The sequence below is a fragment of the Saccharicrinis aurantiacus genome, from assembly GCF_947489045.1.
Taxonomy (GTDB): domain Bacteria; phylum Bacteroidota; class Bacteroidia; order Bacteroidales; family Marinilabiliaceae; genus Saccharicrinis; species Saccharicrinis aurantiacus.
The window spans coordinates 71664-97638 of sequence record NZ_CANLCN010000015.1; the positions used below are offsets into that span (position 1 = coordinate 71664).

General features: G+C 35.7%; 26 protein-coding genes and 1 pseudogene. 6 read left to right on the forward strand and 21 right to left on the reverse strand.

Translation table 11 applies throughout. The annotated features are described in order from the left end of the window. Window positions 1-308: 308 nt before the first annotated feature. Window positions 309-1292 carry a hypothetical protein gene (locus tag QMO11_RS16105; protein ID WP_282038331.1) on the forward strand — a complete coding sequence of 328 codons (984 nt, stop codon included), beginning with the start codon at window positions 309-311 and terminating at the stop codon, window positions 1290-1292. Between the two features lie 67 nt (window positions 1293-1359). Then, window positions 1360-2343 carry a DUF6588 family protein gene (locus QMO11_RS16110; RefSeq protein WP_282038332.1) on the forward strand — a complete coding sequence of 328 codons (984 nt, stop codon included), beginning with the start codon at window positions 1360-1362 and terminating at the stop codon, window positions 2341-2343. A gap of 171 nt (window positions 2344-2514) precedes the next feature. On the opposite strand, the gene QMO11_RS16115 is transcribed toward QMO11_RS16110, so the two are convergent. Next, on the reverse strand, window positions 2515-3033 hold the full coding sequence (locus tag QMO11_RS16115; RefSeq protein ID WP_068471618.1) for a nitroreductase family protein: 519 nt from the start codon (window positions 3031-3033) through the stop codon (window positions 2515-2517). A gap of 94 nt (window positions 3034-3127) precedes the next feature. Here QMO11_RS16115 and QMO11_RS16120 point away from each other — a divergent pair, with 94 nt between their 5' ends. The 3 genes from QMO11_RS16120 (at window position 3128) to ppnP (ending at window position 6444) form a co-directional block, all read left to right on the forward strand. Continuing rightward, window positions 3128-3892, forward strand: coding sequence for a YdcF family protein (locus QMO11_RS16120; protein WP_282038334.1), 765 nt, complete (start codon window positions 3128-3130; stop codon window positions 3890-3892). 182 nt (window positions 3893-4074) lie between these two features. After that, entirely contained in the window at window positions 4075-6054 is a 1980-nt protein-coding gene (locus QMO11_RS16125; RefSeq protein WP_068471616.1) for a peptidase U32 family protein, read from the forward strand. A 108-nt stretch (window positions 6055-6162) separates the two neighbouring features. Then, window positions 6163-6444, forward strand: a complete 282-nt coding sequence (gene ppnP, locus QMO11_RS16130) for a pyrimidine/purine nucleoside phosphorylase (RefSeq protein WP_068471615.1) — start codon at window positions 6163-6165, stop codon at window positions 6442-6444. 228 nt (window positions 6445-6672) lie between these two features. Here the strand turns inward: ppnP and QMO11_RS16135 are convergent, their stop codons facing one another. The 5 genes from QMO11_RS16135 to QMO11_RS16155 all read right to left on the reverse strand — a co-directional run bounded on the left by QMO11_RS16135 (window position 6673) and on the right by QMO11_RS16155 (window position 11879). Further along, window positions 6673-7470 (reverse strand): tRNA-uridine aminocarboxypropyltransferase, encoded by a 798-nt coding sequence (locus QMO11_RS16135; RefSeq protein ID WP_282038337.1) that lies wholly within the window; start codon window positions 7468-7470, stop codon window positions 6673-6675. 302 nt (window positions 7471-7772) lie between these two features. Next, window positions 7773-8972 (reverse strand): leucine-rich repeat domain-containing protein, encoded by a 1200-nt coding sequence (locus tag QMO11_RS16140; protein ID WP_282038338.1) that lies wholly within the window; start codon window positions 8970-8972, stop codon window positions 7773-7775. 730 nt (window positions 8973-9702) lie between these two features. Continuing rightward, the gene (locus tag QMO11_RS16145; RefSeq protein ID WP_282038341.1) at window positions 9703-10155 is read right to left on the reverse strand and encodes a cupin domain-containing protein; all 453 of its coding nucleotides are present in this window, start codon (window positions 10153-10155) and stop codon (window positions 9703-9705) included. Window positions 10156-10222: 67 nt separating this feature from the next. Continuing rightward, window positions 10223-10894, reverse strand: a complete 672-nt coding sequence (locus QMO11_RS16150; protein WP_282038343.1) for an RNA polymerase sigma factor — start codon at window positions 10892-10894, stop codon at window positions 10223-10225. A 472-nt stretch (window positions 10895-11366) separates the two neighbouring features. Then, entirely contained in the window at window positions 11367-11879 is a 513-nt protein-coding gene (locus QMO11_RS16155; RefSeq protein WP_282038344.1) for a hypothetical protein, read from the reverse strand. An 839-nt stretch (window positions 11880-12718) separates the two neighbouring features. Here QMO11_RS16155 and QMO11_RS16160 point away from each other — a divergent pair. Then, a complete protein-coding gene (locus QMO11_RS16160; protein WP_282038345.1) occupies window positions 12719-13363 on the forward strand; it encodes a PQLLE family protein in 645 nt (214 codons plus the stop codon). Between the two features lie 482 nt (window positions 13364-13845). Here the strand turns inward: QMO11_RS16160 and QMO11_RS16165 are convergent, their stop codons facing one another. The 15 genes and pseudogenes from QMO11_RS16165 to QMO11_RS16235 form a co-directional block, all read right to left on the reverse strand. Further along, the gene (locus QMO11_RS16165) at window positions 13846-14106 is read right to left on the reverse strand and encodes a cysteine-rich small domain-containing protein (protein ID WP_282038346.1); all 261 of its coding nucleotides are present in this window, start codon (window positions 14104-14106) and stop codon (window positions 13846-13848) included. Window positions 14107-14115: 9 nt separating this feature from the next. Beyond that, window positions 14116-14448 (reverse strand): DsrE family protein, encoded by a 333-nt coding sequence (locus QMO11_RS16170; RefSeq protein WP_282038347.1) that lies wholly within the window; start codon window positions 14446-14448, stop codon window positions 14116-14118. Between the two features lie 221 nt (window positions 14449-14669). After that, a complete protein-coding gene (locus QMO11_RS16175; RefSeq protein ID WP_282038348.1) occupies window positions 14670-15791 on the reverse strand; it encodes a DNA alkylation repair protein in 1122 nt (373 codons plus the stop codon). 79 nt (window positions 15792-15870) lie between these two features. Then, window positions 15871-16326: a GyrI-like domain-containing protein gene (locus QMO11_RS16180; protein ID WP_282038350.1), complete on the reverse strand. Its 456-nt coding sequence runs from the start codon at window positions 16324-16326 to the stop codon at window positions 15871-15873. Between the two features lie 19 nt (window positions 16327-16345). Continuing rightward, window positions 16346-16543, reverse strand: coding sequence for a hypothetical protein (locus QMO11_RS16185; RefSeq protein WP_282038352.1), 198 nt, complete (start codon window positions 16541-16543; stop codon window positions 16346-16348). A gap of 248 nt (window positions 16544-16791) precedes the next feature. Next, window positions 16792-17568, reverse strand: a pseudogene (locus QMO11_RS16190) (alpha/beta fold hydrolase). Continuing rightward, window positions 17565-17912 carry a TfoX/Sxy family protein gene (locus QMO11_RS16195; RefSeq protein WP_282038354.1) on the reverse strand — a complete coding sequence of 116 codons (348 nt, stop codon included), beginning with the start codon at window positions 17910-17912 and terminating at the stop codon, window positions 17565-17567. The pseudogene QMO11_RS16190 and the gene QMO11_RS16195 overlap by 4 nt, the downstream one beginning before the upstream one ends. Window positions 17913-17923: 11 nt before the next feature. Then, window positions 17924-18262: an HsmA family protein gene (locus QMO11_RS16200; RefSeq protein ID WP_068471600.1), complete on the reverse strand. Its 339-nt coding sequence runs from the start codon at window positions 18260-18262 to the stop codon at window positions 17924-17926. Between the two features lie 35 nt (window positions 18263-18297). Further along, the gene (locus QMO11_RS16205; RefSeq protein WP_068471599.1) at window positions 18298-18735 is read right to left on the reverse strand and encodes a hypothetical protein; all 438 of its coding nucleotides are present in this window, start codon (window positions 18733-18735) and stop codon (window positions 18298-18300) included. 63 nt (window positions 18736-18798) lie between these two features. Further along, window positions 18799-19980 (reverse strand): winged helix-turn-helix domain-containing protein, encoded by a 1182-nt coding sequence (locus QMO11_RS16210; RefSeq protein ID WP_282038357.1) that lies wholly within the window; start codon window positions 19978-19980, stop codon window positions 18799-18801. 6 nt (window positions 19981-19986) lie between these two features. Beyond that, window positions 19987-20562, reverse strand: a complete 576-nt coding sequence (locus QMO11_RS16215; protein ID WP_282038359.1) for a Crp/Fnr family transcriptional regulator — start codon at window positions 20560-20562, stop codon at window positions 19987-19989. A gap of 67 nt (window positions 20563-20629) precedes the next feature. Continuing rightward, window positions 20630-21178 (reverse strand): hypothetical protein, encoded by a 549-nt coding sequence (locus QMO11_RS16220; RefSeq protein ID WP_282038361.1) that lies wholly within the window; start codon window positions 21176-21178, stop codon window positions 20630-20632. Between the two features lie 236 nt (window positions 21179-21414). Further along, the gene (locus tag QMO11_RS16225) at window positions 21415-21984 is read right to left on the reverse strand and encodes a Crp/Fnr family transcriptional regulator (protein ID WP_282038363.1); all 570 of its coding nucleotides are present in this window, start codon (window positions 21982-21984) and stop codon (window positions 21415-21417) included. 126 nt (window positions 21985-22110) lie between these two features. Further along, entirely contained in the window at window positions 22111-23322 is a 1212-nt protein-coding gene (rocD, locus tag QMO11_RS16230; protein ID WP_282038365.1) for an ornithine--oxo-acid transaminase, read from the reverse strand. An 82-nt stretch (window positions 23323-23404) separates the two neighbouring features. Next, window positions 23405-25843, reverse strand: coding sequence for a TonB-dependent receptor (locus QMO11_RS16235; RefSeq protein WP_282038367.1), 2439 nt, complete (start codon window positions 25841-25843; stop codon window positions 23405-23407). Window positions 25844-25975 lie beyond the last annotated feature (132 nt).

Consider the following 25975-nt stretch of genomic DNA (forward strand, 5'->3'; position numbering starts at 1 on the left):
TAAAAATAGTTTTTTGATAAAAATTTTAAAAGGCGAAAGTATTCTTTTAAGTCAAAACTTTTCATGATAATAATTAGTTCCTAATGCTAAATAGATACTCATATATTCTGTTTTGGTATGGGTTATTGCAAGCTGTACCATGTGCACCTTTTTCTTTTCGCATAAAATGCCTATAGATTGGCACGTTCCTGTATAGCGTCCTTTTATTTTCCTTTAACAAGATAAATTAAAAGTTATAGTCTGTAACAAAACCGCAGCGTCCTCGTTAAAGTAGCTTAAATCGCACACTCTAATTAGTCAACAATAATATGCTAAAAAAAACTTTCCTATTAGGAATCCTTTGCACACTTACCATCCATTTTGCCCATGCCCAAAAAAGTGAACTTTTATCAACAAAAGATGAAAAAAGAATAGCTAAAGCTGAAAAGAAAATCAGTAAGGCCGAAGCTATTGCCGCCAAGGCTGATCCGTTAACCGAGGAAGCTGAAACGGCTAAGGCGGATGGTAAATCAAGAAGAAAAATCAAACGTCTTGAAAAGAAAGCCAACAGTAAAACCATCTTATCTGCATCCTACTATAAGGAAGGATATAGTAAAAAGTATAGCGCATACGAAAAAGCCGTTAAACGCAACCTGAAAGAAGGGAATGTGGCGGATAATAAAGATCAATTAAAAAAGGCAAAAGACGCCTACAAAAAAGGTAAAAAGTGGCGTCGTCAGTTGGCTAATGAAGATAAACTAGAAGAGAGTGTTGAGTTATTGTTTATGGCCAATAATATTCAAGAAGATGCCACTAAGCACCTCAATAAAATACTGATTCCGATGCCACAAGAAGCCACTGTTGTTGAAACCCCGATAGCAATAGATTCAATACCTGAACCTATTGTAGCCGACACCTTAGTAATGGCACAAGATACAGCTGCCATATCAGAATTGATTGAACCCATAGTAACTGAAGAAAGTACCGTAGCAGCAGCAATTGTTGCCCCTGTAGCCATTATTGAGGATACTGAGGAGGTGAAACCAAATGAAAATGGCATATACTTTACGGTACAAATTAGCGCCTCACCCACGCAATTAAATCAACTGCAGAAAGACAACTTATACAGTGGGTCTTTAAAAATGCACGAATACAAAACAGAGAGCTCATATAAATACAGTGTGGGTACATTTAATACCTATGATGAAGCAAGTGCACTGATAGGTAATGAAATTAAAAAGGGTTTTGTAGTGGCTTACAAAGGTGATGAGCGCATCTCTGTTAGACTGGCAAAAGAACAAACACAACCCTAAATATAGCGATACTCTTAAGCCCAAAAAACCCCACAATAAAACTTAAATACATTAACTACCATAAGAAATGAAAAAAGCAAAACTTGTTTTAGCACTAATCCTACTAACAAGCACTACTTACGCACAGTTTGGCAACAAAAGTATCGGTGACTTCTTAAGCTTGGGAACAGAAGATGCCAATACCTTAGCCAACCCTTATTTAGCGCCAATGGCTAATATGTTAGGGGCCGGACTAAATGCAGGGTGGTATACCTCGGCAAAAACACATAAAACCTTTGGTTTTGATATTACCGTAACCGGGGCCTATATGCCAACTAGCAATAAATCGAAAACATTTAATGTGGCAGATTACGAATCGCAATTAAGCGAGTTTAAATTGGCTGACCCCAGTAATTCTACTTCTCCTACAGTGATGGGACAAATGGATAATAGGCCTAAGTTGGTATCGCAAAGCGATCCTTTCGGAACTGAAATATCAATGCCCGATGGTGCTGATTTAGACTATATGGTAACCCCCATGATTACCTTAGGACTTGGTTTGCCTTATGGTTTTGAATTAAAAGGTAGGTTTACAACGGAGTTAGATCTCGATGACTATGGTAAGTTCTCATTATGGGGATTAGGCGTTCAAAAGGAAATAAAGGAATATATACCCGGCGTAAAGCACGTTCCATTTTTAAACATGTCGGTATTGGCAGCATACACAACGCTTAATGCAGTTACTGGTGTTGAGTTTGAAGAATCAGATGGCGATTTAGATGTGCAGTCTAATGCCTATACTGCCCGATTATTGGTTGGGGCTAACTTTCCGGTAGTATGCTTTTATACTGGGCTAGGATATGGAAATAGCAATAGCGATTTTAACGTTATTGGTGATTTTGTTGTTAATGGTGAAACTGTTACTGATCCGATAACACAAAACTTTACTACCAGCACCTTCGATTTTAATGCTGGTATGCGCATCCGATTAGGTATTTTTGCTTTACATGCTGAGTATACAACCGGCGAATACAGTGCTATTACTGGTGGGGTTGGTATTAGCTTTAGATAGATAAGGTATTAGCTAGTAGCTAGTAGCTGTTAGTTAGTAGCGAACACTTCACATATATCACAAAATAAAAAGCCAAAAGAGAATCTCATTACAATTCTCCTTTGGCTTTTCTGTTTATATCTTTCAAAAATTAGTGTAAAGTCTGTTATCTCTTATCTAAAGATGCATTCTTTATTTAAACTCGTTATAAAACATTACCTCTTCTATCGCTTTACGTTTCTTTTCAGGAGGTTTGATATCCACAGGATAACCGATAGTGATCAACGCTATGGGCTCCCATTGGTGGGGCACTTTTAAATAACGCTTTATTTTATCGGCCTTAAAATGACAAATCCAGCAAGTGCCCAAGCCCAATTCGGTAGCCATTAAAGTCATATGATCAATCGCTATTGCCACATCAATATCGGTATGGTCTTTTTTATCATACGAGCGTTTCCACCCTGTACTATGGTCGCCAAAAACGGCAATAACACATGGTACCACCTTAAACCAATCTCTATCGTAAGCATCCCTTAAGTCGTTCAGTACCTTATCCTCATCTATCACCACAAACTTCCAAGGTTGTTTATTGGCGGCCGATGGAGCAAGCCTTGCAGCATTAATCACTTCTTTCAATAATGGGCGGGTTACTTTATTTTCATGATACTCGCGAACGGAATATCTGGTTTTCATTAATTCTTTAAAGTGCATAACTAAATATTGAATGGGTTATCAAAAAATCCTACTATAAATATATAAGAAACTGTTTGTATATTCGAGCCCTAACAAAACAAATCGCAAATAAATGTTTTTTATTCTATCTAAAGTCCTATCCTTTATCCTCTCTCCTATTTGGTGGATTACTGTGCTACTATTGTGTTACCTTATTTTTAGAAATTACAAAAAACGTAAAGTCTTACTTTACGCTGCCATAACGATACTTTTAATTTTTTCTAACAAAAACCTATTCCATCACGCGGCAAAAGCATGGGAAGGAGCACTAACAAACCCCGATGCAATTGAGCATTACGATGGAATTATTGTACTTGGCGGATTTTCGGGTTTTCAGACCGAGAGCAATAGAATTCAATTTTACCAGAGTGCCGATCGTTTATTTCAGGCTGTTGAACTCTATAAAAAAGGCAAGGCCGATAAATTTATCTTTACAGGAGGATCAGCAAGTATTATTGTAAAAGAGAAACAAGAGGGCTTATTTATTAAGGATTACTTGAAAAAGTTAGATATCGCTGAAGACAGTACATTGGTGGAATGGGAATCGCGCAATACGCACGAAAATGCAGTGGAAACCAAAAAAATGCTCGAAGCCATTGGTGCTGAAAATGGCAAATACCTTTTGGTTACTTCGGGTTTTCATATGAAACGCGCCATGGGATGCTTTACTAAAGAAGGCATCCGTGTTGAACCCTATACTACAGATGCCTTACAAAGCTTAATACCACCAACTTTTGCCGATGTTTTAACGCCTTCGTCCAGTGCCTTGGCGCTATGGGAACGCTTATTCAGAGAATGGGTTGGTATTGGGGTTTATAAACTTAAAGGATTTTTATAAGCGATAAATGATAAGTTATAAATGATAAACGACAGCAAGCTTTACGTCTTACTGTTATTTATAACTTATCATTTATAACTTATCACTTCTGAACATTGCTCTTTTAGCATATATTAAGACCATCATGCCTAAACAATCATTAATTAAGGTTATTTTTGTGCCCGAATAAGTAAAATCAGAACATGAGTTTTAAGCCAGAATTATTAATCCCAGCGGGGAATATTGAGTCGTTTCATGCAGCAGTAGAAGGTGGTGCTGATGCTATTTTTTTAGGACTAAAGCAATTTAATGCTCGTAAAAGAGCCACTAATTTCTCTAATCCGCAGTTAATTACCATGCTCCACATTGCTAAAGAAAACAATGTGCGCATATACGTAACGCTCAATACGGTAATTAAAAATCATGAGATTCCTGAATTGCTCGAATTCCTACACTTTTTATCGCAAACCACAATTAGCGCGGTAATTATTCAGGATTGGGGTATTTGGTATCTGGCTAAAAAGTATTTCCCAAATTTGGTGGTTCATGCCAGTACGCAAATGGCCAACCATAACTCGGCAGGAGCTAACTTCTCTAAAAAAGCCGGAATTGATAGGGTTATTATGGCGCGCGAACTCACCCACCCTGAGTTAAAACTGATTATGAAAAAAACACAGTGCGAGGTGGAGATATTTGTACACGGTGCTTTGTGTTATTCCTTTTCAGGATTATGCTTATTCAGTAGCTATTTGGGTGGTAAAGGTGCCAACCGAGGGCAATGTACACAGCCTTGTCGTAGGGTTTTTAACGACGATGGTAAGGGACATGCTATTTTTTCGTTAAAGGATAATCAGCAAATCAAGTTGGTTCCTGATTTTACCGATATGAAGGTGGCCTCACTCAAAATTGAAGGTCGCATGAAATCGGCGGCCTATGTATACCGTGTGGCTCAGGCCTACCGTAAAGTAATTGACAACCCGGCTGATATGGCCGAGGCTGAAGAATTATTGAAATGGGATTTTGGTAGAGAAAAAACCGACTATTTCATGGGTGGTAAAGTTAAAGGGTCCATCTCTGAAAACACTAGCAACGGTATTTTCTTAAGCAAAGTGCGCAAGCTGGGTAATGATAGTTTCTTTATACAAACTAATCATGATATGGAACGCGGACAGCAGTTGCGTTTGGTGAATAAAACGGGCGACTCAACCAATGTTAAGGTAAAGGATTTTGAGAAAGACCACTCTACCTACGAAATATTCACAGAGAAAAACATTCGTAAAAATGACGATGTGTACTTGGTGGGATTACCTTCTAAAAACTTCCCTAGCAAATTTGAAAGCTTAAAGCATTTAAATGTAAAACCACTGAACGGAAGTGTGAAACAAAAAGTCCGTCAGGATATAAAAATAAAGAACAAACAAAGCAGCAAACCTGAGTTTTATGTGCGCGTTGATAACCTTGAGTGGTTGCGTAAACTAAGGGTGGATGAGTATACCGGTATTTGGTTAGACATCTCTAAAAAAGACTACCGTAACATTCCGCTCGATAGTCCATTCTTTAAAAAGAACTTACACCGCTTTTACATTGAGCTACCAGGTTTTGTGGCCGAAAACCATTTACAAGAGCTGATACAAGATATTAATTGGTTGGCTAAAAAAGGTATGAAGCAATTTGTATTGAGTCATCTTTCGCAGCTTGAGTTATTACCTAAAGGATGTAAGGCCATTACCAACGAGCGTGTATACGTTTACAACGATGCGGCCATTAGAGGCGTTAAAACCTTTAAGGTGGAGAATGTGACTTACCCCGTTGAAAGCGACTTTGAGAACTTACAAAAAAGTACATCGCGCGATGGTATTATGCCCATGTATAGTAACCCCGAACTATTTTTTGCGCGCATGCCTGTTGAGGTTAATAATGCCGATGATGAGTTTAGCGACAATACCAATAAGGAGTTTAAACGCTATATCCGTAATGGTATGACTTCTGTTTACTCTAAAACACCTGTGGCGCTTTTTCAATATGCAAATACACTAAAAAAAGAAGGCTTTTTCCGATTCTTATTTGATTTGAGAACCGAAGCTCCTTCGAAGCATTTGCCTACTAAACTATTTAAGAAGTTTAAGGCATCGGAACAGCTACAACCTTCTACTACGTTTAATTTTAAACGAGGATTGAGTTAGGACTTAGGTGTTAGCTGCTAGCTTTTAGGTGTTGGGGGTTAGGTGCTAGGTGTTAGGATGAAGTGCAATATTAAATAACCTATAATTAACTATAATATAAAGAAGAACATGTTACAAGTAAACGAGTATTTTAACGGGACGGTAAAATCAATAGCCCTAGAGAATGCAGAGGGTAATGCAACCATTGGTGTAATGGAAATTGGCGAGTACGAATTTGGTACTGCTACCATTGAGCATATGACTGTTACTAGTGGTACTTTATTGGTACAACTACCTGGCGAAACGGAATGGAAAACCTTTAATAAAGGCGAAACCTTTATTGTTGAGAAGGATGTGAAATTTAAAGTAAAGGCTGAAATGCAAGTGGCTTACCACTGTTTGTATGTATAAAGAGCTGTTTTAGCTTTTAGCTGATAATATTTGAGGGTATCAGGTGATACCCTCTTTTTTATACCAATTCTATTTTAAAGTGAGGCTTAAATTGTTTTGTATATTTTTGACTTAGGCAAGGCAAAAAATTGAGGCATAGCCGTAGCTACGGCGATATTTTTTAACGATGAATAAGTTAAAAAGAACGAAAGAATAAGGCTCATTTTAATGTAGTATTGGTATTACCCCTTATTCTTTTTCGAAAATAATATTCCTATTCGTATCCTTTTTATACATATCCTTAGTAACAATCACTTTTTTGGTACTCGGACGATAGGAATTATTGTGTGGGTTTAGAATGCACTCCACTTGGTATTCGAGCATTTTTTCAAAAGGCAAAAGGAAACCCTCGGTCTCACATTGCTCCAATTCGCCTTTGTTAAGTAGGTTTAACACCGTATGCACCGACTCGATGGTACTAAGACAAAGCGATTCGGGTTGCTGCTTAATAATAAACTTCGATTTAATTTCATTATCGAAACTCACCCTTTGTAGTTGTTGCAAGTTGGTACTTAGTTTAAGCATTTTACGGGCACAGGGCCATGTGCCATCTAAAACAAATATGCATGGATTAGTACCCATAAACGAATTTATTTCAGCACCATTTCTTAAGGATAAGTTGAAATTCTCTTTTCCTGGATAAAGCAAAAAAGAGGAATTGGCTTTGTTATTCAGTATTTCATTTACACGCTTATTCTCGGTAAAATCAACACCCACTATAATCTCCGAATTCTCAAGTTGAAGCTTCGTCATACGACCTGTTCCGTTTTTTTCGTACTTGTACTCCTTGGGGTGCATCAGTATTATAAAACGAGTATTAGTTTGGATAGGATTGGTGTGTTTGCAAATACATGAGCTCGAAGGCCTCATACATATGTAACATTTTGATCTTGTACTTTTTATTTCTTCGCGCAAAGTAAATGTATTTTGATTTTTATTGGCTAAAGCACCTTTGTGAGTAATGCCGAAATGAAGCCACCACTGCATTTAATTACAGAGCACGCAAAACTACGATTTTACATTTAACTTGCAAAGTTTAAACAGTACGTCAAAATGCAGATTTGGCGGGGCTAAAAAATACAGAAACTCGCATAAATAAAACTGATTCTGCATTACTTATAACGCAATTAGGCCTTGCCCTATATAAGGCAAGGCTACAACTTCAGTCCAACTAATCTTCTTTAAGGACTCCAAACACGAAATGATTCCGCTACGTAATGAAATCATAACTAGAAGTATTACAATGGCTCTCAAATGGTCTAATCCATGCAATCGATCAGAATTTAGTTTTAAAAATTACTAACATCTGGTCTAAGCTTCTTTAACTTCTTTACACTCTTGATGAGATCTTTATCTACCCGTAAGTTTGAAGTTCTAAAAGATTTTAGACTTTTCATATTTGCAAGCATTTTGGGATCAAAATTAAACTGGCCAACTTCTTTATTACAAATTGTAAGTTTCTCAATTTTCGTATTCAATATCCTTTCATCTATTGTTGCAATATTGGTATCCATTAAATGGAGTTCTTTTAGATTTTTTAAGGAGTAAATAACACTCGGAATTTCAGTCATCTCATTTCCACTTAAAGAAAGCACCTCAAGTTTATCTAACGAACTCAATGATTCTGGTAGTTCAGCAATCATATTATCATCCAAATTTAGATACCTAATATTTTTCAAATCACCCATTTCATCAGGTAATATTCTTAATTTATTATCTATCATTGATAACATTTTCAAATCCCTAAGATTACCGATAGAACTACCAACAGATTCAATACTATTATTATCAAGTGATAAAATTTTTAATCGTTTAAGCGACTCTACATTTGGCGCTTCAGTGAGAAGATTATGGTGTAACTCTAATAACTCAAGGCTATCTAACTTACACAGGTTAGTTATATCAGAATTAGTCAAATTTGAACTACTTAACAATAAAGCCTTTAAATTTCGATTTTCAAATATTGTATTAAAGTTAACTGATTGTGATAAGGTAGTTTTCTTATTTAAATCAATATTAATACTTTCAATAGATAAAGTTTTTGTAAAATTGGGAAGCTGTTTTAAAACTATTGATGAGTTTGTATTTTCTTTAACTACTAGGGACTTTAACTCAGTAAGTGCTCCAATATTACTTGGTAAGCTTTCAATTCCAATGTCGTAAAAATAAATATATTTTAACTTTGTTAAACCGTTCAACTTTTCTGAAATTTCGCCCACACTTGGATAAGAAGAATTCATTGCATGTGATATTTTCAAAACAGTAATATTTTGATAATCCCACAATTTATTAGGTATACTCTCCCCTCCACCAATACTAAAGAATATTTTTGTGGAATTTTCAGAAGCAGAAGCAATATGATCAGCACCCGATGTATTGTATCTTTCGGTACCTACGTCCCACGATTTGTAATCATTATCAAAATAATTCTGAGCACTAATGCCGACTATAAAGGCTAACTGTAGAAACAATGTAATCGCAATTTTCATAAAAAAAGTATTAATTTATATATTATTAGATTGTTGAAAGTTTCAAAATAACTTTTGGTAAGCCCCCTCTTAATAGAGAGTACTACCTTAAACCTAATACGTATAAAGACATATTAAAGTTTCATAAAACCAATCTCAAAGCCTAATCTGAAAAAAGACTTGCATATACATCATTAGAGATATATTTTTGATTATTTAGCGCCGATAAAAATAAAAGATACTATAATCAACTACATATGTTGTGATTTATATTAATCCTAAATTAACTCTCCTTCAGGCTATAAACACCCACAATTTACAGCCACTGAAAGCGTAAAGGCCTCTCCTAATCGCAAAAAGGCAATGCCCAAGGCTAAAAAGTGACTTTTTGTCAGGCACAGCTTGTTTTTTATAAACTCAATTTGTAATCAAATTAAATAAGACTGGCCAAAATGATAAGTTAAAAACTACTTGTAATGGCCTTCTACCCTCCCCACCATAGGCATTGATACCATAATGTTTCTAATGTTATTTTAAACTATTGTTTGAGTTGGTTTATAACGGCCACATACAAGTGCAGTACGGGTTTTCGAAGCACTGCACTAGCAATGGGCTGAAAATCTATCAAACTTTAAAGGCCGAGTCAGATTTAAATTTGGTAGGGCTTAAAAATGGCAAACTTGGATAGATGATACGTTCTCACATTACTATTATGTATTGCCTGGCATCGTTCTTATTTATTTCTAATGAATCATTTTAAAATCTCTCCTTTTACTCCAAACCCATCAAGTACATTATATTTCTCTAAAGTATTTGCCTTTGCTTGAATAACCATTAGAATCATTATATCATCAGAATTGTTTCTCCAAGTTCTTTTCCCTTTAGGTGCAACCCTAATTATTGTGCCTTCTTGAATATCAAAAAGGTCGTTGTCAACTTGAAACTGTCCTTCTCCTTTTATAAAAACATAAAGCTCTTCTTGATTTAAATGACTATGCAAAAATGGAATATCCGAATTTGCTGGCATTATTTGAAAGGAAACCTCAGTTCCGGTGGTTTTTAGTGTTTCGCCAACAAACAACTTACCCGGAACATCTTGTTTTAATTTTGGGTGTGGAAACGAATATTCGGCTAGGTTTTGTAGCTTTCCTATTTCAATTGCTGAATAGTTATTCCCTTCTGATTTAATTATTGCTTTTTTCATTTTTCTCCAATTTAAAATTAAACATATACTTGTTTAGTGGAGAAAAACACTATGCTGTGACAACTTCTCAAATTATTTTTTCCCAATAATTTTTACGGGGCAATTCTTTATCAAACTTTTTATAAATATCAATAAGTCGCGCAGCATTTGAAAGTTTCTTATATTCTTCATCAAGCCCTACGGATTCAACATGCTTTCGGATTCTGCACCTACATTTGGCATGTGAATTAAACAGTATGCAATCCTTTTGCATGAAGTTTTTCACTTTCTCACGAGAACGTGATGCAATTTGCCGAATATTCTCTGCTTTCAAGTCCATTATTTGTGCAATTTCTGAATCCCTTAACTCGGCAATATCTCGGAATAAAAAAATCATTCGGGCCTTATTTGTTAAACAATGGCAAAATGCTGTTAGGCAATAATCACACTGCTCCTTTACCCATTCTTTTTCGTTATTTTCAGAACCATTATAATCAATACTTTCTAAATTGAAATGAGAATCTATCTCTGATGATTTCAGAATCCTCTCCTTTTGAGAATATCTTAAGATGGTTCTTTTCGCGATAGAATAAATCCATGTTGAAATACTTGAGTTTCCTTTAAAAGTGTCAAGGCTTTTTAAAACTTCATACCAAACTTCTTGAGATGCTTCCTCTGCCAACTCATTATTCCAAATCATCCGATGTGATAATCTCGAAATTTTTATCCCATATTCTTTTACGAGTTGCTCTGTATTCATATCAATTAATCAGAATGTTTATATAGGTGTTATTGTGTGTTACTTAATAGATCGAATATACATAATGCAGAATTTAACCCACAACTTTCTCAAATAACTAAGTAGCCAAAACTACGATTTTACAGGTAACTATCAAACTTTAAAGGGCGTGTCAAATTTAAATTTTGGGGGCTGCATATTTCAGCAAGTGCACAAATGTTTAGTTTACTCACATCGCCCGGCATTAGGTATAAAACCTAAAGTACATCTAGAAATTATACAATAATCACGAATTTCAAAATCCAACAGAGAACATAAAAACCCGGTTAAAATACTTGGGTGGTATTAAAAACGGGTTGTAGTTCAACCGCGAATAATCGCTGGGTCTTGCAGGCAACTTATATTCCTATTTATTGGCAGCAGTTATTTTTATTAATAAATAGTGAATCTATCGACCCGTTATTATATGCTCAATTAAGGTTTTAGGAATAAACTATTGTGTTTCATAAACCTTATATTTTCCAGACTTTATATTAACATGGATTTCTTTTTGATACCCTCCAAAATTTCCAGTCATTGGGACTCTCTCCTCACCTGATTCTCTTTCTTCTTTTCTAATCATGTAACCATATATAAGTTGATTCAAATGCCCCATATGATAAATAATCATGGAATCATTCAATTCTTCAAATCTCGTAATAATTACATTGTTTAAATCTTTTTCTATTCCACTGTAATATTGTTTTAAAATTTTGATTCCATTATAAACATTATTATTATAGAGAGTATCGTAATATAATCCATAATAATATCTATCAATATATACTCGAATAGAATCCAAGGAATCCTTATTTATTTTATAGTTATATGAAACAATGTCTGCACCCGTTACAGTATGGTCTTTGTTCTCAATATTTTTTGAAACTACTTTGTTCACTTTACTTATACACGAACATGTAGCTATAATATAAGTTAGGAGGATAATATAAAATGCTGTTTTTTTCATACTTTCATATAACAACTTAATTTACACCACTTTTATCTGTAATTAACACTACGTCTAGCTAGGTGAAGGGTATGGCAATTTAATTAACCAAACCTTCCAAAACTCCTCTGAGCTAATTCTTTTATTTGCTTTTATCTTTTCAACCTAAAGCCTAATCAAAGATTTGGCTATGGTAGAATACCCAAACTGATTTCCAATTACTCACGAACGCGATATGCGTATATCATTCTAACGTAAGTTCTGTATACTCGCCCCAAGGTGTGCTAATAAGTTTATAACTAGGGTTTAATTTGATCATGAAACTAGCAAAAATTATAATCTATTTTGTTTAGTAGGCTCAATTTGTAATGAAATTAAATAAGCTTAGCCAAAATTATTAGTTAAAAACTGCTTCTAATGGCCTAGCACCCTTCGCCCATGGCAATAAAGGGAGTGCCCAAACACAAAAAGGCAATGCCCAAGGCTAAAAAGTGACTCCTTGTCAGAAAAAGGCACTTCCCCATCGCAAAAAGGCACTTCCCTATGGTAAAAAGGCTTTGCCCAAGGCAAATTAGTGACTTTTTGTCAGGCGCAGTTTGTTTTTTGTAAATAATAGCTCTAAAAAATCAAATTGGAGTCTATCCCTTACTAATAGCACGCTCCCTCTGTTATAAAAATTTAGCTGATTTTTTGCATCGCATACTTTTTGTATTATCTTTAATATCAGTTAATAAAATAGCAAAACCCAAACCCAGTTCATGATTATCTACAACATTCGAATTCTTACAATTTCAAATCCCGCAATTTTTTTTTTAATCAGTTCTACTCGTATTCTCGAGTAGGCAATCTAATTTATTTATATGCCAGAAAAACAAGAAAACCAACTGGAAAAAAACCGCCGTTTAATACTTGGCGTAAAAAACAACCCATCGGTAGCAGAGCGCATTGCTCCTATTTTTAGCGAAACCGAAATTGATAAAGGTGTTACTTTGGTATCACTCACTAGCCAATCGTTCGACAACCAAAGGAAAGAGCAGATTGAAAGTAAAAGCAAAACTATAGAACTAGAAGTAGCTTTAAATGAAGTGGATGCTTATCTTAAGCGACTGCGTAAAATGGGACGCTACTTTTACGATGCCAGTTCAACGGAATCGAAAGCTTATAATTTTAGGGGCGATATCCCAACGGATTATGCTACATGGAAACAGTGTGTATTGCAATGCTTTAATGGGGTAAGAAACGATGAAGCTGTATTAACTAGGTTATCTGCGTTTGGTGCTACGGTTGAGGAAATTGATACTTACATTGCTAAATTAAGCCATGTGGATACCTTGCAGATAGATAGTAACCGTGAGAGTGCAGAGGCGCAAATGGCCACTGTGAAAAAACGTGAGCTATTGGCCGAGTTGAATCAATATTCGGTTAAACTGAGAGCTTGCCTCGATATTTTTTATGAAGGCAATGAGAAACAAGAGCTTGAGAAAATGGGTATTGTGGTTAAATAGCAATTGCCGTGAATAATACTTTTTGATAATGGACATTTAAATGTTGGTATCATTAAAACTAAAAGAAATAGCCCTCACATTTTGGTGTGAGGGCTATTTTTATGTTTGGGGCTTATTGCGTGCTTACTGGTATTTTAAATAATAGCATACTAAGTATTACTATTTAATTTATAGTATGTGCTTAAATTATTAGTAAAGTATCAATATTGTCATAAACTAATATCACGTATTGGGTTTTCAACCCAAACCCGACTTACTTTTCTTTGCTTGATCAAAGAAAGTAACCTGCCTGCCGGCATAGGCAGGGCAAAGAAACTTTTTCAAGATTATTGCCACACTCAGCATTATACAAGTGAACTTGATACTGCTTTCGCTTACGGCAATAAAACAAGGCGCTCTAAGTAAACCTATGCAATCCTTGATTTAATTTTTAGTATGTGCTTAAATTATTAGTACAGTGTACTTATAACTTCGTTGGTTTCTTAATTACCTTGGCTAGCAATAGCTAAAACAAGTTCCATTTTAGTCATTACATGGTTGTAAGCATCTCTTGTATGAGGTAGCATGCATTGGCTACAATCTTTAAATCCGTTAGTGTATTTAAAGTTGCCACCGCAATCGTCTTTGAGCATATAAAGTGGACAAAAACAAAACATACAATTAAAATCGTCTAAATTATTGGATTTATGACAGGGGAAGTATTCACATTTTTTATTTTGGGAAAATTGATGATGTTTTGACATAGTTCTGGTTTATATGGTTATCAGGTGTTCTTTACGTTTAATTATGCCCGTAAGCTTACCCATATATTTTACGGTAATACCAAGCTCTTTTAGTGTGGCCGACATTTTCATTTTATCAGCACACGATTTGCATGCTTCTACAGTAACTCCGTTTTTCATCAACTTGAGTAAGGTTTTTTGTACTTCTTCATCCTCACCCGCTAACCGGGTCGATCCACCCCAGATAATAATATTTACTGCATCCCACCAATTACTCTTCATCGAGTTTAAGGAATAAAGCGTTATCATATTTTCAAATGTCTCTTTGTTATTTGTGGTCCAAAGAATATTTAATTGTTCCATTATTTTTATTTATTATCAATGAAGTTGTTTAAAGTTGTATCGAAAATCTGCGAGTAACACCTTGATTTTATGAGGTTAAAAACATGTATTTTATTTTGTCTCATAGAACTTTCGTTTCATTGGCTTCAGCTAATTTTTATTCCGTAGCTACGGCAATGCAATAAAAAATGGAGCTTTGCCACTGATAATCAAATTGTCACTCTCGCAATTCCCCTACAACCTTAAACAACTTCAATTAATTCAAATGTTCGTTCTTCTATTTCTTTCCCATTAATAATTACACTTAGTATGTGTTCTCCTGCATAAAACTTGCGGGTTGACACCTTTTTAAAAGACTGTTTGCGTGTAATTTTTGTAACTGACTTAGCAGCATAATCCTTCTCGCTGATTTTATACACTTTTTTAGATTGGCTGCCATTCTTTTTCATATAATAAATGGCATATTCCAATCGTACCTTTTCCGACTTTGAAGACACATTGGTTAGTAAAAACGAAAATTCGAGTTCATCACCAGTTTTTATGCTTTCGTTTTTCAATGTTAAATCATTAAGCTCAATTTTATGAGGTGGAGCAAAGCCAAACAACTGTAACACTTCGCTATTACCAGCCTTTAATAAGGTGCGACAGGCATGCTTCACAATCCAGTCGGTTTCTTTAGTTTTGCCTATCCAAGCCTTTGCTATCTCAATAACAGTTTCCGGATTATCTTTTGAAATATCGTTAAGATTATTGGCTACACTTTTTCTTACGTATTCTGAAGAATCGTTTTTTAAAGCTTCTAAAATTGACATGATAGGCTTTGGATTTTGTTTTAGGGGAGCCAATGCCATTCCCCACGGTAAACGAGGGCGACTACCTTCGGATGCCAAGCGCCTTACATGTTCATTTTCATGTTTTGTCCATTCCTGAACTTTGTTCAACATTTTATCTTGGTACTTGATAATAAAAGGGCGAACTGCAAACTCACATGTAGTAAATGGAGTGATTTTTTCAAATGCTTCTACCGAGATATTAAAATCGTTAATCCCGAATTTCTCAATAATATCAGGTATAAATACAAAAGCGAGTTCAGAAAACTTTACTTTATCGGCACCACTTGATTTAAAGTAGGCTATCATTATATAAAGTTCTTGCACTACATCTTTAAAATCATCCGAAAGGTTTGAGCGAACCACATCTGCAATGTGGTGCATACGCTCTTTAAACTCCTTTTCCTCCCAGTGTATGTCAAATATTTGTTTTTGAAATTGGGCCTTTTCAAAAGTACAATTAACTTCCTGAAGCGCTTGAGCTGTGTGAGAAATTAATTCTTCTGAAAACAGATTCTTAAATAAGTCAGCCATCAGGTTGATTTTTAATAAATTCAGAATTATAAACCCGAAAACAACATTTAGCTGAATCCGAGTTTATAAGTATTGTGTTTTATTTTACGGATACGTAACAGTCGAATGTACTTTTTGTCTCATCCTCAGCATTCATATTGTATTCCTCAAAATCAAATCCTGTGTTCTTGTCTAAATCAAGGCCTGCAATTGTTTCCCAAGCCTTATTGATGTTTTCAGGAGTAGGTGCACCGAAAGAAAATTTAGCGTAATTAGAGGCTGGTATTTCAATGGCATCTAGTTCTGGGTTTGCATTTTCGCTCACTTTACAACCTGTTACAAAATCGAAAGCTTGTTCACCATTAAGGCCTACATTAAAATATACTCCTAGTGGTTTAAAATCTGTCTTCTTTTGAATGCTTTGAAATATGCCTTCTTGAAAAAAGTTATTCCATAGTGCAGGTACTTCTTCGAAACATTTGTCGTTAGCGAAAGTTGTGCTTATCTGTTTTCCTGCAATAAGCATTTTCTCTAGTTTTACTTTTGTGTATTCCATTTTATTAAAATATTAATTACTAATGATCATTCGTCTTTTTAATTAAACTGTACTGTGAAGCTATTTCAGCCCTTTGTTTATCATCTAGGGTATTCATATAGGCCTTCCATCCTGGACAGAAACTGATATGCCAACGCCATAACCTACCAATTACCGATTTAGGTGATTTATCGTATTTTGCTCTCAGTTTGCAGGTGGCACAATTGTGTTGCTCCATTTTTGTAATTATTTAATACTGCTTAATAGGTTTCTAAGTGCTTTGTAATAACTCTCAGGACTATCCTCTTGAGTAAAATGGCTTGCTTCGGGCAAAATTGTTGTGTTTGCATAAGGGAAATGCGACTGCCATCTATTAATGATATCCTGTGTTCCAACAGTCCAATCTTTTGTGCCAAATATAAATTCAACATCTTTGTTGTATAACCTTGGTAAACCTTGTTCTAACTCGCTTAAAAATTCACCTGCTCAAGTGATGTTTTTCGGAAATTCTGATGTCCCCTTTCTTGATTCTATAGTTGGAAATTGATATTTATAAGCATCTGTAATATTCTTATTTTTAGATGCTTTTTTATTTAACTCGCCTCTCATTAGAGTTGTAGCAAAAATATTTCTATTTACATTTATTCTATTCACGATGGGAGTTCGCATAGCATAAGAGAAATATTTTACTGCTCCACTTTCAATTTTCCAAGCCCAGGTATTACTTATAACCAAACCAATAACATGATCAGGATTATTGACAGCGACATTAAGCCCCGTTGGTCCTCCCCAGTCTTGAACAACCATTATAAATTTATCTAATTTTAAGTGATCAAAAATCAATGACGCAATCCACTCTGAATATTCAGCCGGAGTATAATTCTAGGTATCTGGTAATTCAGAAAAACCACAACCCGGCAAATCATAAGCAATTAATCGGGCTTCGCCAGATAACTCTTTAATTAAATTTCGATATATAAATGACCATTCAGGATTACCATGACATAATACTACGGGTATACCTTCTCCTACGTCGATATAATGCATTGATACTCCATCGCGTTCGTACCAATTACTTCTAAAAGGATATTCCTTTTTATCAACAATAAATGGTCGTTGTTTCATATCTAATTGGTCTGCATTAAATGATATTGGATCGGGTATAACCTCATATTCTTTGGGGGCTGTGAGAGCTAAAAACACAAGAATAGGCCCAACTATTAAAATTATTAATTTGAATACTTTAGATTTTAAATACTTCATTTCATTCTTATTTTATTGTTATTCCGATCGAGTTGTATTTGGTACGATTCTTTAGCCCACTCCACTAAAGTTGATGCATCTTCAATTACATCAACAGGTACACTATAGAACGACAAAACAGTTTTATGATTTTTAAAAGGCTTTAGTTGAATAGAATCCGCTTTAATGTACTTTTCAATATTTAACTGGTCTACTTTAAAGTATAACTGGTTATCGGCAATCATACCAAAAGCAAGTTCATTTTTATAAAGTGCCGCTCCGCCAAACATATGTTTTGCAGAAACCCCTTCCCATAAATAGAGTTGATCGAGAATAAATTGAAGAAAATCGTTACTGATAGCCATTTTTTTATTGATTAAAATAGATGCATTAGAACAGGGCCTAAGTATGGAATTAACCAAATACCCCAAACAGAAATACTAAAGTGATGAAAGTTCTTAATTCTCTTTTCATCTTTACTTAGTAAAACAATAAGAGCCCATATGGCATGAATAAGCATTAAACCAATGGCACAAAACCCTATAATGGCATGGAAGCTATAGCTAATACCATCAGTATAACTGAACATTATACTAGTTCCAATACTATCGAGAATTAAACCACAAATAAAACACGCTAAATGCCACAGTTTTAATTTCCCTGATATCTTTTCTGCCCAAACTCCTACTGTGTAAAAAAGTAGGGCTAATGACATAATGATACTAATAGTTGAACCCACTTTAAAACCCTCTAATTAGTAGCTCTGGCGTAAAGCTTTGCAGCTATTGCAGCACCAATAATCATTTCAGCCCAAGCAATAGGAAAGAGTATTGCTGCCGTACTCCATTCTCCCAAACCTGTGTTTACGCTGGCTATCCAAAATATACCAATAGTGGCTAGTGCGGTAGTTGTACCTGAAATAAGAATGGCTTTTACATTTTGACCGAATGCTACTGCGCACAACCAATAAACAAATACAAGGATAAGTGTTAATAATGTGTCCCAAGCTCCCCAAATAAGAGCATTACTTACTTCCATTGCTCCAATAGGAATGCGACCTGCAAAGAATTCTTCCATTAACGGAAATGCCACAAACATAGCACGTGCAACTTCTGCAATGTGTATCCAAATACTAGTAATCAAGGTTATGATTACAAATGTTTTAAGATTGAATTTTGTAGTGTTCATACTTTCTATTTTTAATTACAGTGCAAAAGTATGAGCTGAAAAATGGCGCGACGTTGATATTTGCTAAGAAATGGCTTTCATAGCTTTTTTTAGAGATGTTGGTGTGGTTTTATGAAGATGTGCTGAACTACATTTATTAAACCTACAGAAATCTTTAAGGGTTTTATCAAAAGCAAATGTAAAGGCATCGGATAATGAAAAGTGATTTTCAAAGGCCAGGTGATTAATATGCAGTATCCCGGTTTTATGGTCAGCCTTGCAATCCATTCTTCCCACAAACTGATTCTTCCACAATATAGGTAACGAAAAATAACCGTACTTGCGCTTAGCTTCTGTGGTATAGCATTCTATTTGATAATCGAAATCGAACAAACTTTTCATTCGCTTGCGCTGAATAAGCAGGTTATCGAAGGGAGAAAGGATTTTTACTGCATTGGAGACTTCTTCATTCTCGTTACCATTTAATAATTGAGGTAGAACATAATACCTTTCATTATCTACCTGAACCTCTACAATCTCTTGGTTATATAACATTTCCTTTAATTCAACAGCAACAAGAGTTTTTGTTTTTTTGAGTAGATAAGCAACTTCCGAAGCAGTACCCATAGCATTAGCCCGCAGATAGTTTGTTATTAGAAAGCGTATGTATTCTTGTTGGGTAGGAATGGCTGTATTTATACCCTTTGGTAATACACGCTCGGCAAGGTCATACACCTTATGAAAGTTTTTACGTTCTGCCACCATCAAGTCGCCTTGCATATACAAGTTTTCAAGTGCCTGCTTAGCGGGTTTACTTCCCCATTCATTTACTTTTTGAGAATGCTGAAAATCTTTTGCCATTAGCGGACCTTCATCTGCAATGCGCTTCAGAATATTGTCCATTAACTGGATGTCTTTTTTGAACCAATGCTTTTCGTGCCCCATGTGAAAGGCTTGTTTTCGATATTGATAATAACGAAAATCTTTCATTGGCAAAAAGGCAGCCGCGTGCGACCAGTATTCAAATACCTTTTTCTGGGCAACAAGCTCTTCTATATGTAATAAGTTATAATCTGAATTTCTATTCCAAAGCGTATGATGATGTGCCCGCTGTACTACCGAAATGGTATCTATTTGAATATAACCCAGGTGTTCAATTGCTGACAATGTAGTACCTAAAGCATTGTTATGAGATGGCTTTGCAAACAGTTGCTGAGATTGAACAACTAACCTTTGAGCTTCTTCTTTTGAAATCGTTATGGGCATATTTTATTATTCGTTATCACGTATCTCTTTACGAATACGACTAAGGTGTTCAGCAGAAATACCTATGAATGAAGCTATCTGGTGTTGAGGAACTCTTGAAATAACTTCTTTATTATTCTTCAGCAGCGTTAGATAGCGCTGTTTAGGGGTTTTAACTATGAAATCGATTCTCTGCGACTCTAGTATAATTAAATACATCTTGAATATTTGATGATTCATTTGATGTATACCCAATATCTCGGAATTAAGAAAATCAAGTGCTTCCATCGATATTTCAATAGCTTCTACATCGTCAAGTGCTTGAATATTAATTTCAACTTTCTCTTCCTTTAGGTAATTAACATAATCGTAAGCATGGTCTTTCTCAAAATAAAAGTTGGTTGTCACTTCTTTTCCATCAACCAACATAAAACCTCTTGCACACCCTTTAATTATAATGCGAACTATATTACTTGCATCACCTTGTTTTTGAATATCAGCTCCCTTTTTATAGTATCGCTTTTCAGATCCTGATAATAATATGTCTGCATCGGCTTCACGCATTTTTATTTCCTCAATCAAATATTTCTTATAAGCATCCATTTCGCAAATCTACAATTTTATTTATGTGGTTTCAAAAACCTGGCTAAAGCGCATTTTTTTTAAAGATTCATTTGCGATAAATACGCAATACCCCTAATCTTAAAAATCCTATTAAAATAGCAATCCAAGCCACCGAAGTAAGCAATCCTTTTAATAGGGTAAAAGAACTGGATACAAACACAAATGCTTCACTTAGCTCTACTGCTTTTAAGATCATTAGAATAATAAGAATGTTCTCGATATAATCGGATGCCATAGCTAAAAAGGGAATCAACAAAACTACGAAACCCAGTTTACTATTCGTATTCATCACCCTAAACAGAAGGCTACTTTGCAGCAATGCCAATAATATTGGGTAAAGTAGATCTAGAAACAATAATTGAGGAAACAGGTATAGCTGGGTAGTTTCGGCATTTAAGCTATCCACTATAGATGCTGCCACACTTGCTGAATATCCGAAGGTTTGTAAATCGAAGGCTTTGGTTCCTATTTGCGCATTAATGGATGGAAAGATAAATAGCATCATCAATAATAAAACCAGATGACTGCAAACAAATAGCACCAATAGATTTTTTAAGGAGGATGTTTTTTGCAATATGGATGTGAAAACTGACATAACTTTTGTTTTGAAGTTATTTAAAGTTGTATCGAAAATCTGCGAGTAACATCTTGATTTCATTGGCTTCAGCTAATTTTTATTCCGTAGCTACGGCTATGCAATAAAAAATTGAGCTTTGCCACTGATAACCAATCTGTCACTCTCGTAATTCCACTACAACCTTAAACAACTTCATTGATTGAAATGCAAAGTTTGTCAATTAAAAATACGAATCCATTAACAAATGATAATGGTTATGACTCGGTTCTTAACCTACTTAACGAAATAGGCGTAATGCCTAGGTATGATGCAATATCGCTGTGCGGGATGCAGTTTTCAATATTTGGGTAGTTCCTTCGTAAAAAGTGTAACTTATCCTTACCCTTAAGCGAAGCCAATGCAATTTCTTTCTGCACCTTTGCCATCAATTCGCTTCGTAATACCGCATTGCCAAACTCTCGTATTTCAACATCTTCAATCATCAATTTTTCAAAGGCCATTGCATCCATGGTTGCAATTTCGCCATCGCTTAGGGCCTTGATATTAATAATGGATTTGCCTGCATTATTACGTGTGGTGCTAGGCGATATGATAGAGTTTTGCATAAAGAAAGAAATCGTAATACTATCTCCATTGGGAGTGTGTAGATAACTTTTAAAGATTCCATCAATTACAAAATACTCCAAATTATTCCACTGTCCTACTTCGGCTAGCAAGTCTCCCTTTTTAACTATTTTATAGCTAATTAGGTCGAGAATTTTTGCTAATGCTTTTTCAGAAATAGGAGCTACGGCATTAATGATGGAGGATATTTTACGATGCATTTTGTATAATAATTACGAACTACTTCGGTTTCTGTTTTAATAATCTAATTTGTACTTATCTATAATAAAAAGGGCTATTACTCATATAGAATAACAGCCCTCTAATATCATAATAAAACCTTAATACTACTCAAACTGAGCCAAAGTGTTTTTAATAATTTCAACAGCTTCTAATAGTTGTTTTTCGTTAATCACCAATGGCGGAGCAAAACGAATGATGTGTCCGTGTGTTGGTTTAGCAATAAGTCCGTTTTCTTTCATAGCCATACAAACATCCCAAGCCGTTTTTCCATCCTTAGGTTTAATAACTACGGCATTTAAGAGGCCTTTTCCCCTCACCAACTCAATCATTGAGGAATCTATCTTATTCAATTCATCTCTGAATAATTGACCCAAACGCTCAGCATTTTCTTCTAGGTTTTCATCTTTAATAACATCCAATGCAGCCATGGCCACTTTACAACCCAAAGGATTACCTCCATAGGTTGAACCGTGCTCGCCAGGCTTAATGCAAAGCATAATATTATCATCGGCCATTACGGCAGATACCGGATAAACACCGCCTGAAACTGCCTTTCCGAGTATTAATATATCCGGTCGGATACCTACGTGATCGCAAGCCAACATTTTACCAGTACGCGCTATTCCCGTTTGAACTTCATCGGCAATAAAAAGTACATCGTGCTGCTTACATAAATCGTAAGCTTTTTTCAAATAATCATCTTCAGGAACAAAAACACCTGCTTCGCCTTGGATGGGCTCCACCAAAAATCCTGCTACATGCGGATCGTCGAGAGCTTGTGCCAAGGCATCAATATCGTTATAAGGCACCACTTCAAATCCTGGAGTATATGGGCCGAATCCTTTATATGAATCCGGATCGGTAGACATAGAAATTATGGTAATAGTACGTCCATGGAAGTTACCATCGCACACAATTATTTTAGCCATATTTTCTGTTACGCCTTTTTTCTCGTAGGCCCACTTTCGGCAAAGCTTAATGGCTGTTTCATCAGCTTCAGCTCCCGTATTCATTGGCAATACCTTATCGTAACCAAAATACTTACTCATGTACTCTTCAAACTCGCCCAATACATTATTGTAAAAAGCGCGCGAAGTAAGCGTTAGCTTTGCAGCTTGAGTGGTTAAAGCTTCTATAATTTTAGGATGACAATGCCCCTGATTAACTGCTGAATAAGCGGATAGAAAATCGTAATACTTGTTACCATCGGTATCCCACACAAATATACCCTCACCCCTATCTAATACAACAGGAAGAGGATGGTAATTATGTGCGCCAAACTGATCTTCTCGGTTGATGTAATCTTGCTGATTCATTGTCTATCTTATTTTAATGTTAGAATTCTTAGAATTTCAAATGTAAAATTTAATAGGCACAATGGTGATGAGATTTATCACATCAAAAACGCGATACTAATTTAACATTAACTCGACGCGATGTTAGATAGTTAGGCACAGCGTACTGGCGATTATTTACATCGGATACCCAATAGTACGAAATGGTGTTATCTATATCAAAAAGGTTAAATACCTCAAGACCCAACCATAGGTTCTTAAATATTTTATCGGCCTTGTTCGGATTTTTATGCACGCCTGTTAATTCCTTTGAGAAACCGATATCCACTCTTCGGTAGGCAGGCATGCGGGCAGTGGCTAAATAACGTTCTGAACGAGGCGGACCGAAAGGCAAACCTGTACCAAATACCAAATTCAAATTCACTTTAAAGCTTGGGTTATTGGGCAGGTAGTCTTGAAACATTAAACTAAAATTGATACGCTGATCTGACGGACGGGGAATGTAACCCGGATAAACTGTTTCGCCTGTATTTTTATCCACATAAGAATCGTCAAGTATATCTTCCTCAGTTTGCATTATGGATAAACTGGCCCAAGATTCGACTCCCTTTACAAACTCACCATTAATTTTCATATCGATACCTGCGGCATAACCCTTTGCGTTATTCTGGGCTGTATATCTTATCCTTACATTATCGATGGTGTAAGGATTTAAATTAGTCATATGCTTGTAATACAATTCTGTGGAGTATTTAAATGGTCGGCCCCACGACGAAAAATAATGATCGAAACCTGTTACAAAGTGAATGGATTTCTGCGATTTAATATCGTAGTTTATACCTACACCTTGCGCTCTATACTCTTTATAAAATGGACTTTGATAATAAACACCCGTTGCAAACTTAAAGCGATAATCTTTTTCCCACATGGGGTCGTACAATACACTTGCGCGCGGACTTAGTAAAAACTCATTATTGAAATCCCAATAACTGGCTCTAATTCCGATAGCCAAATCTAGTTTCCCCTTTTGTAAATCAAAGTGCATATTGTCTTGCAAGAAACCCGTTACTCGGTTTGAGCTGATATCGTGCGTGGCGTTATAGGCGTATGAAAGCACCAGCTCAGGATCTGATATTGGTATACTATAGCCTGCTGAATCGCGCATCACCCATTCGTTAATCTGATCGCTGAAACGCTCGTGTTGGTATTTGCCTTCCCACTCAAGGCGATGTTTATTTACACGGTGCTTACCACGCACTGCTACGTTGCGCACTGTGCCAAATAAATAATTTCGGGCATGCTCTAGATAGCTTCCTACACCTATTCCAGTTGCCGAGTCTTCTGGCTTACTAGGCGTACCATCTTCCGATTCTAAATCCTGAATCCAATATTGCCCCAGTATATCAAAGTTTTCGTTTTCTGAAGTTCTGAATCCAGATAATATCAACTTATAGCTGTTGTTTTTATTGGGTGAGAAATTAAGTGTTCCCGCCATAAAACCGGTTAAGAAATCATCCTTCTCCTCTCCCTCAAAATAAATTCGAAGGGTTTTAACTTCGGATAAAGTACCAAAGGTAGTCTCTCTATCCACGGGTTTAAAATTGTAAGTATTTTGCGATACATTACCCAAAAAGCTTACACCCCATTTATCGTTAAACTGATAAGTAAGATAAGTTTGTAAATCTAAAAATGTAGGATTGTAATCGCCACTAACATCTAGTGATCCCAATAAATAACTGTTGGTTTTATAGCGAACCCCTGATATATGGGTAAACTTATCATCCTTCGAAGCGCCTTCAATATGAGCATTGGCTCCCAATAAACTGGCAGATGCACTTCCGCCAAATTCGGTGGGGCGCTTGTACGTAATATCTAATACCGACGACATTTTATCGCCATAACGCGCATCAAATCCACCTGCCGAAAATCGAATATCAGATACCATTTCTGGATTCACAAAACTCAGCCCTTCTTGCTGTCCTGAACGAATTAAAAATGGTCGGTAAACTTCAATATCATTCACATAAACCAGATTCTCGTCAAAGTTACCGCCACGCACACGGTATTGAGAGCTTAACTCATTATTGTTACTTACCCCCATTTGCGTTTTCACCAAGGCCTCAATACTACCGCCTGTTGCATCGGGTAATTGCGCTGAGAGTTTTGCATCAATCTTCTCAAAATTCTGCTCGTTCTTACGTTTGGCTTGCACATTCACCTCTTCTATGGTTTCATCCTTTTGGCGTAGTTTGATGAGTAAATCTGATTTTTGACTTTCGGCAGAAAAGGTAATGTAGGCCGTTTGATAACCTATACTTGAAAATACCAAAGTGTAAGGCGGAACCGCCTTTGTAAAAATGGCAAATGTACCATCGGATTTACTGATGGTACCTCCTGGTTTTCCTTGAACAGATATATTAACCAAATCAAGCACCTCGCCTTGTTCCGACTGCACAATACCAGTAATAGAGACATCTTTCTGTGCATAAAGCATTACAGAACAACATAAAAATATTGCAAGAACAATACTATTTTTCAACATAGATTTCAATTGAGAAGAATTGGGCGTAAAGTTAAATATTGTTTGTAAACTTCATAAGTTTAGTACACCTTACTGTTAGAAACTACTTATTTTTTATATTGATGTTATATTATTTTGTCACCATTCACATAC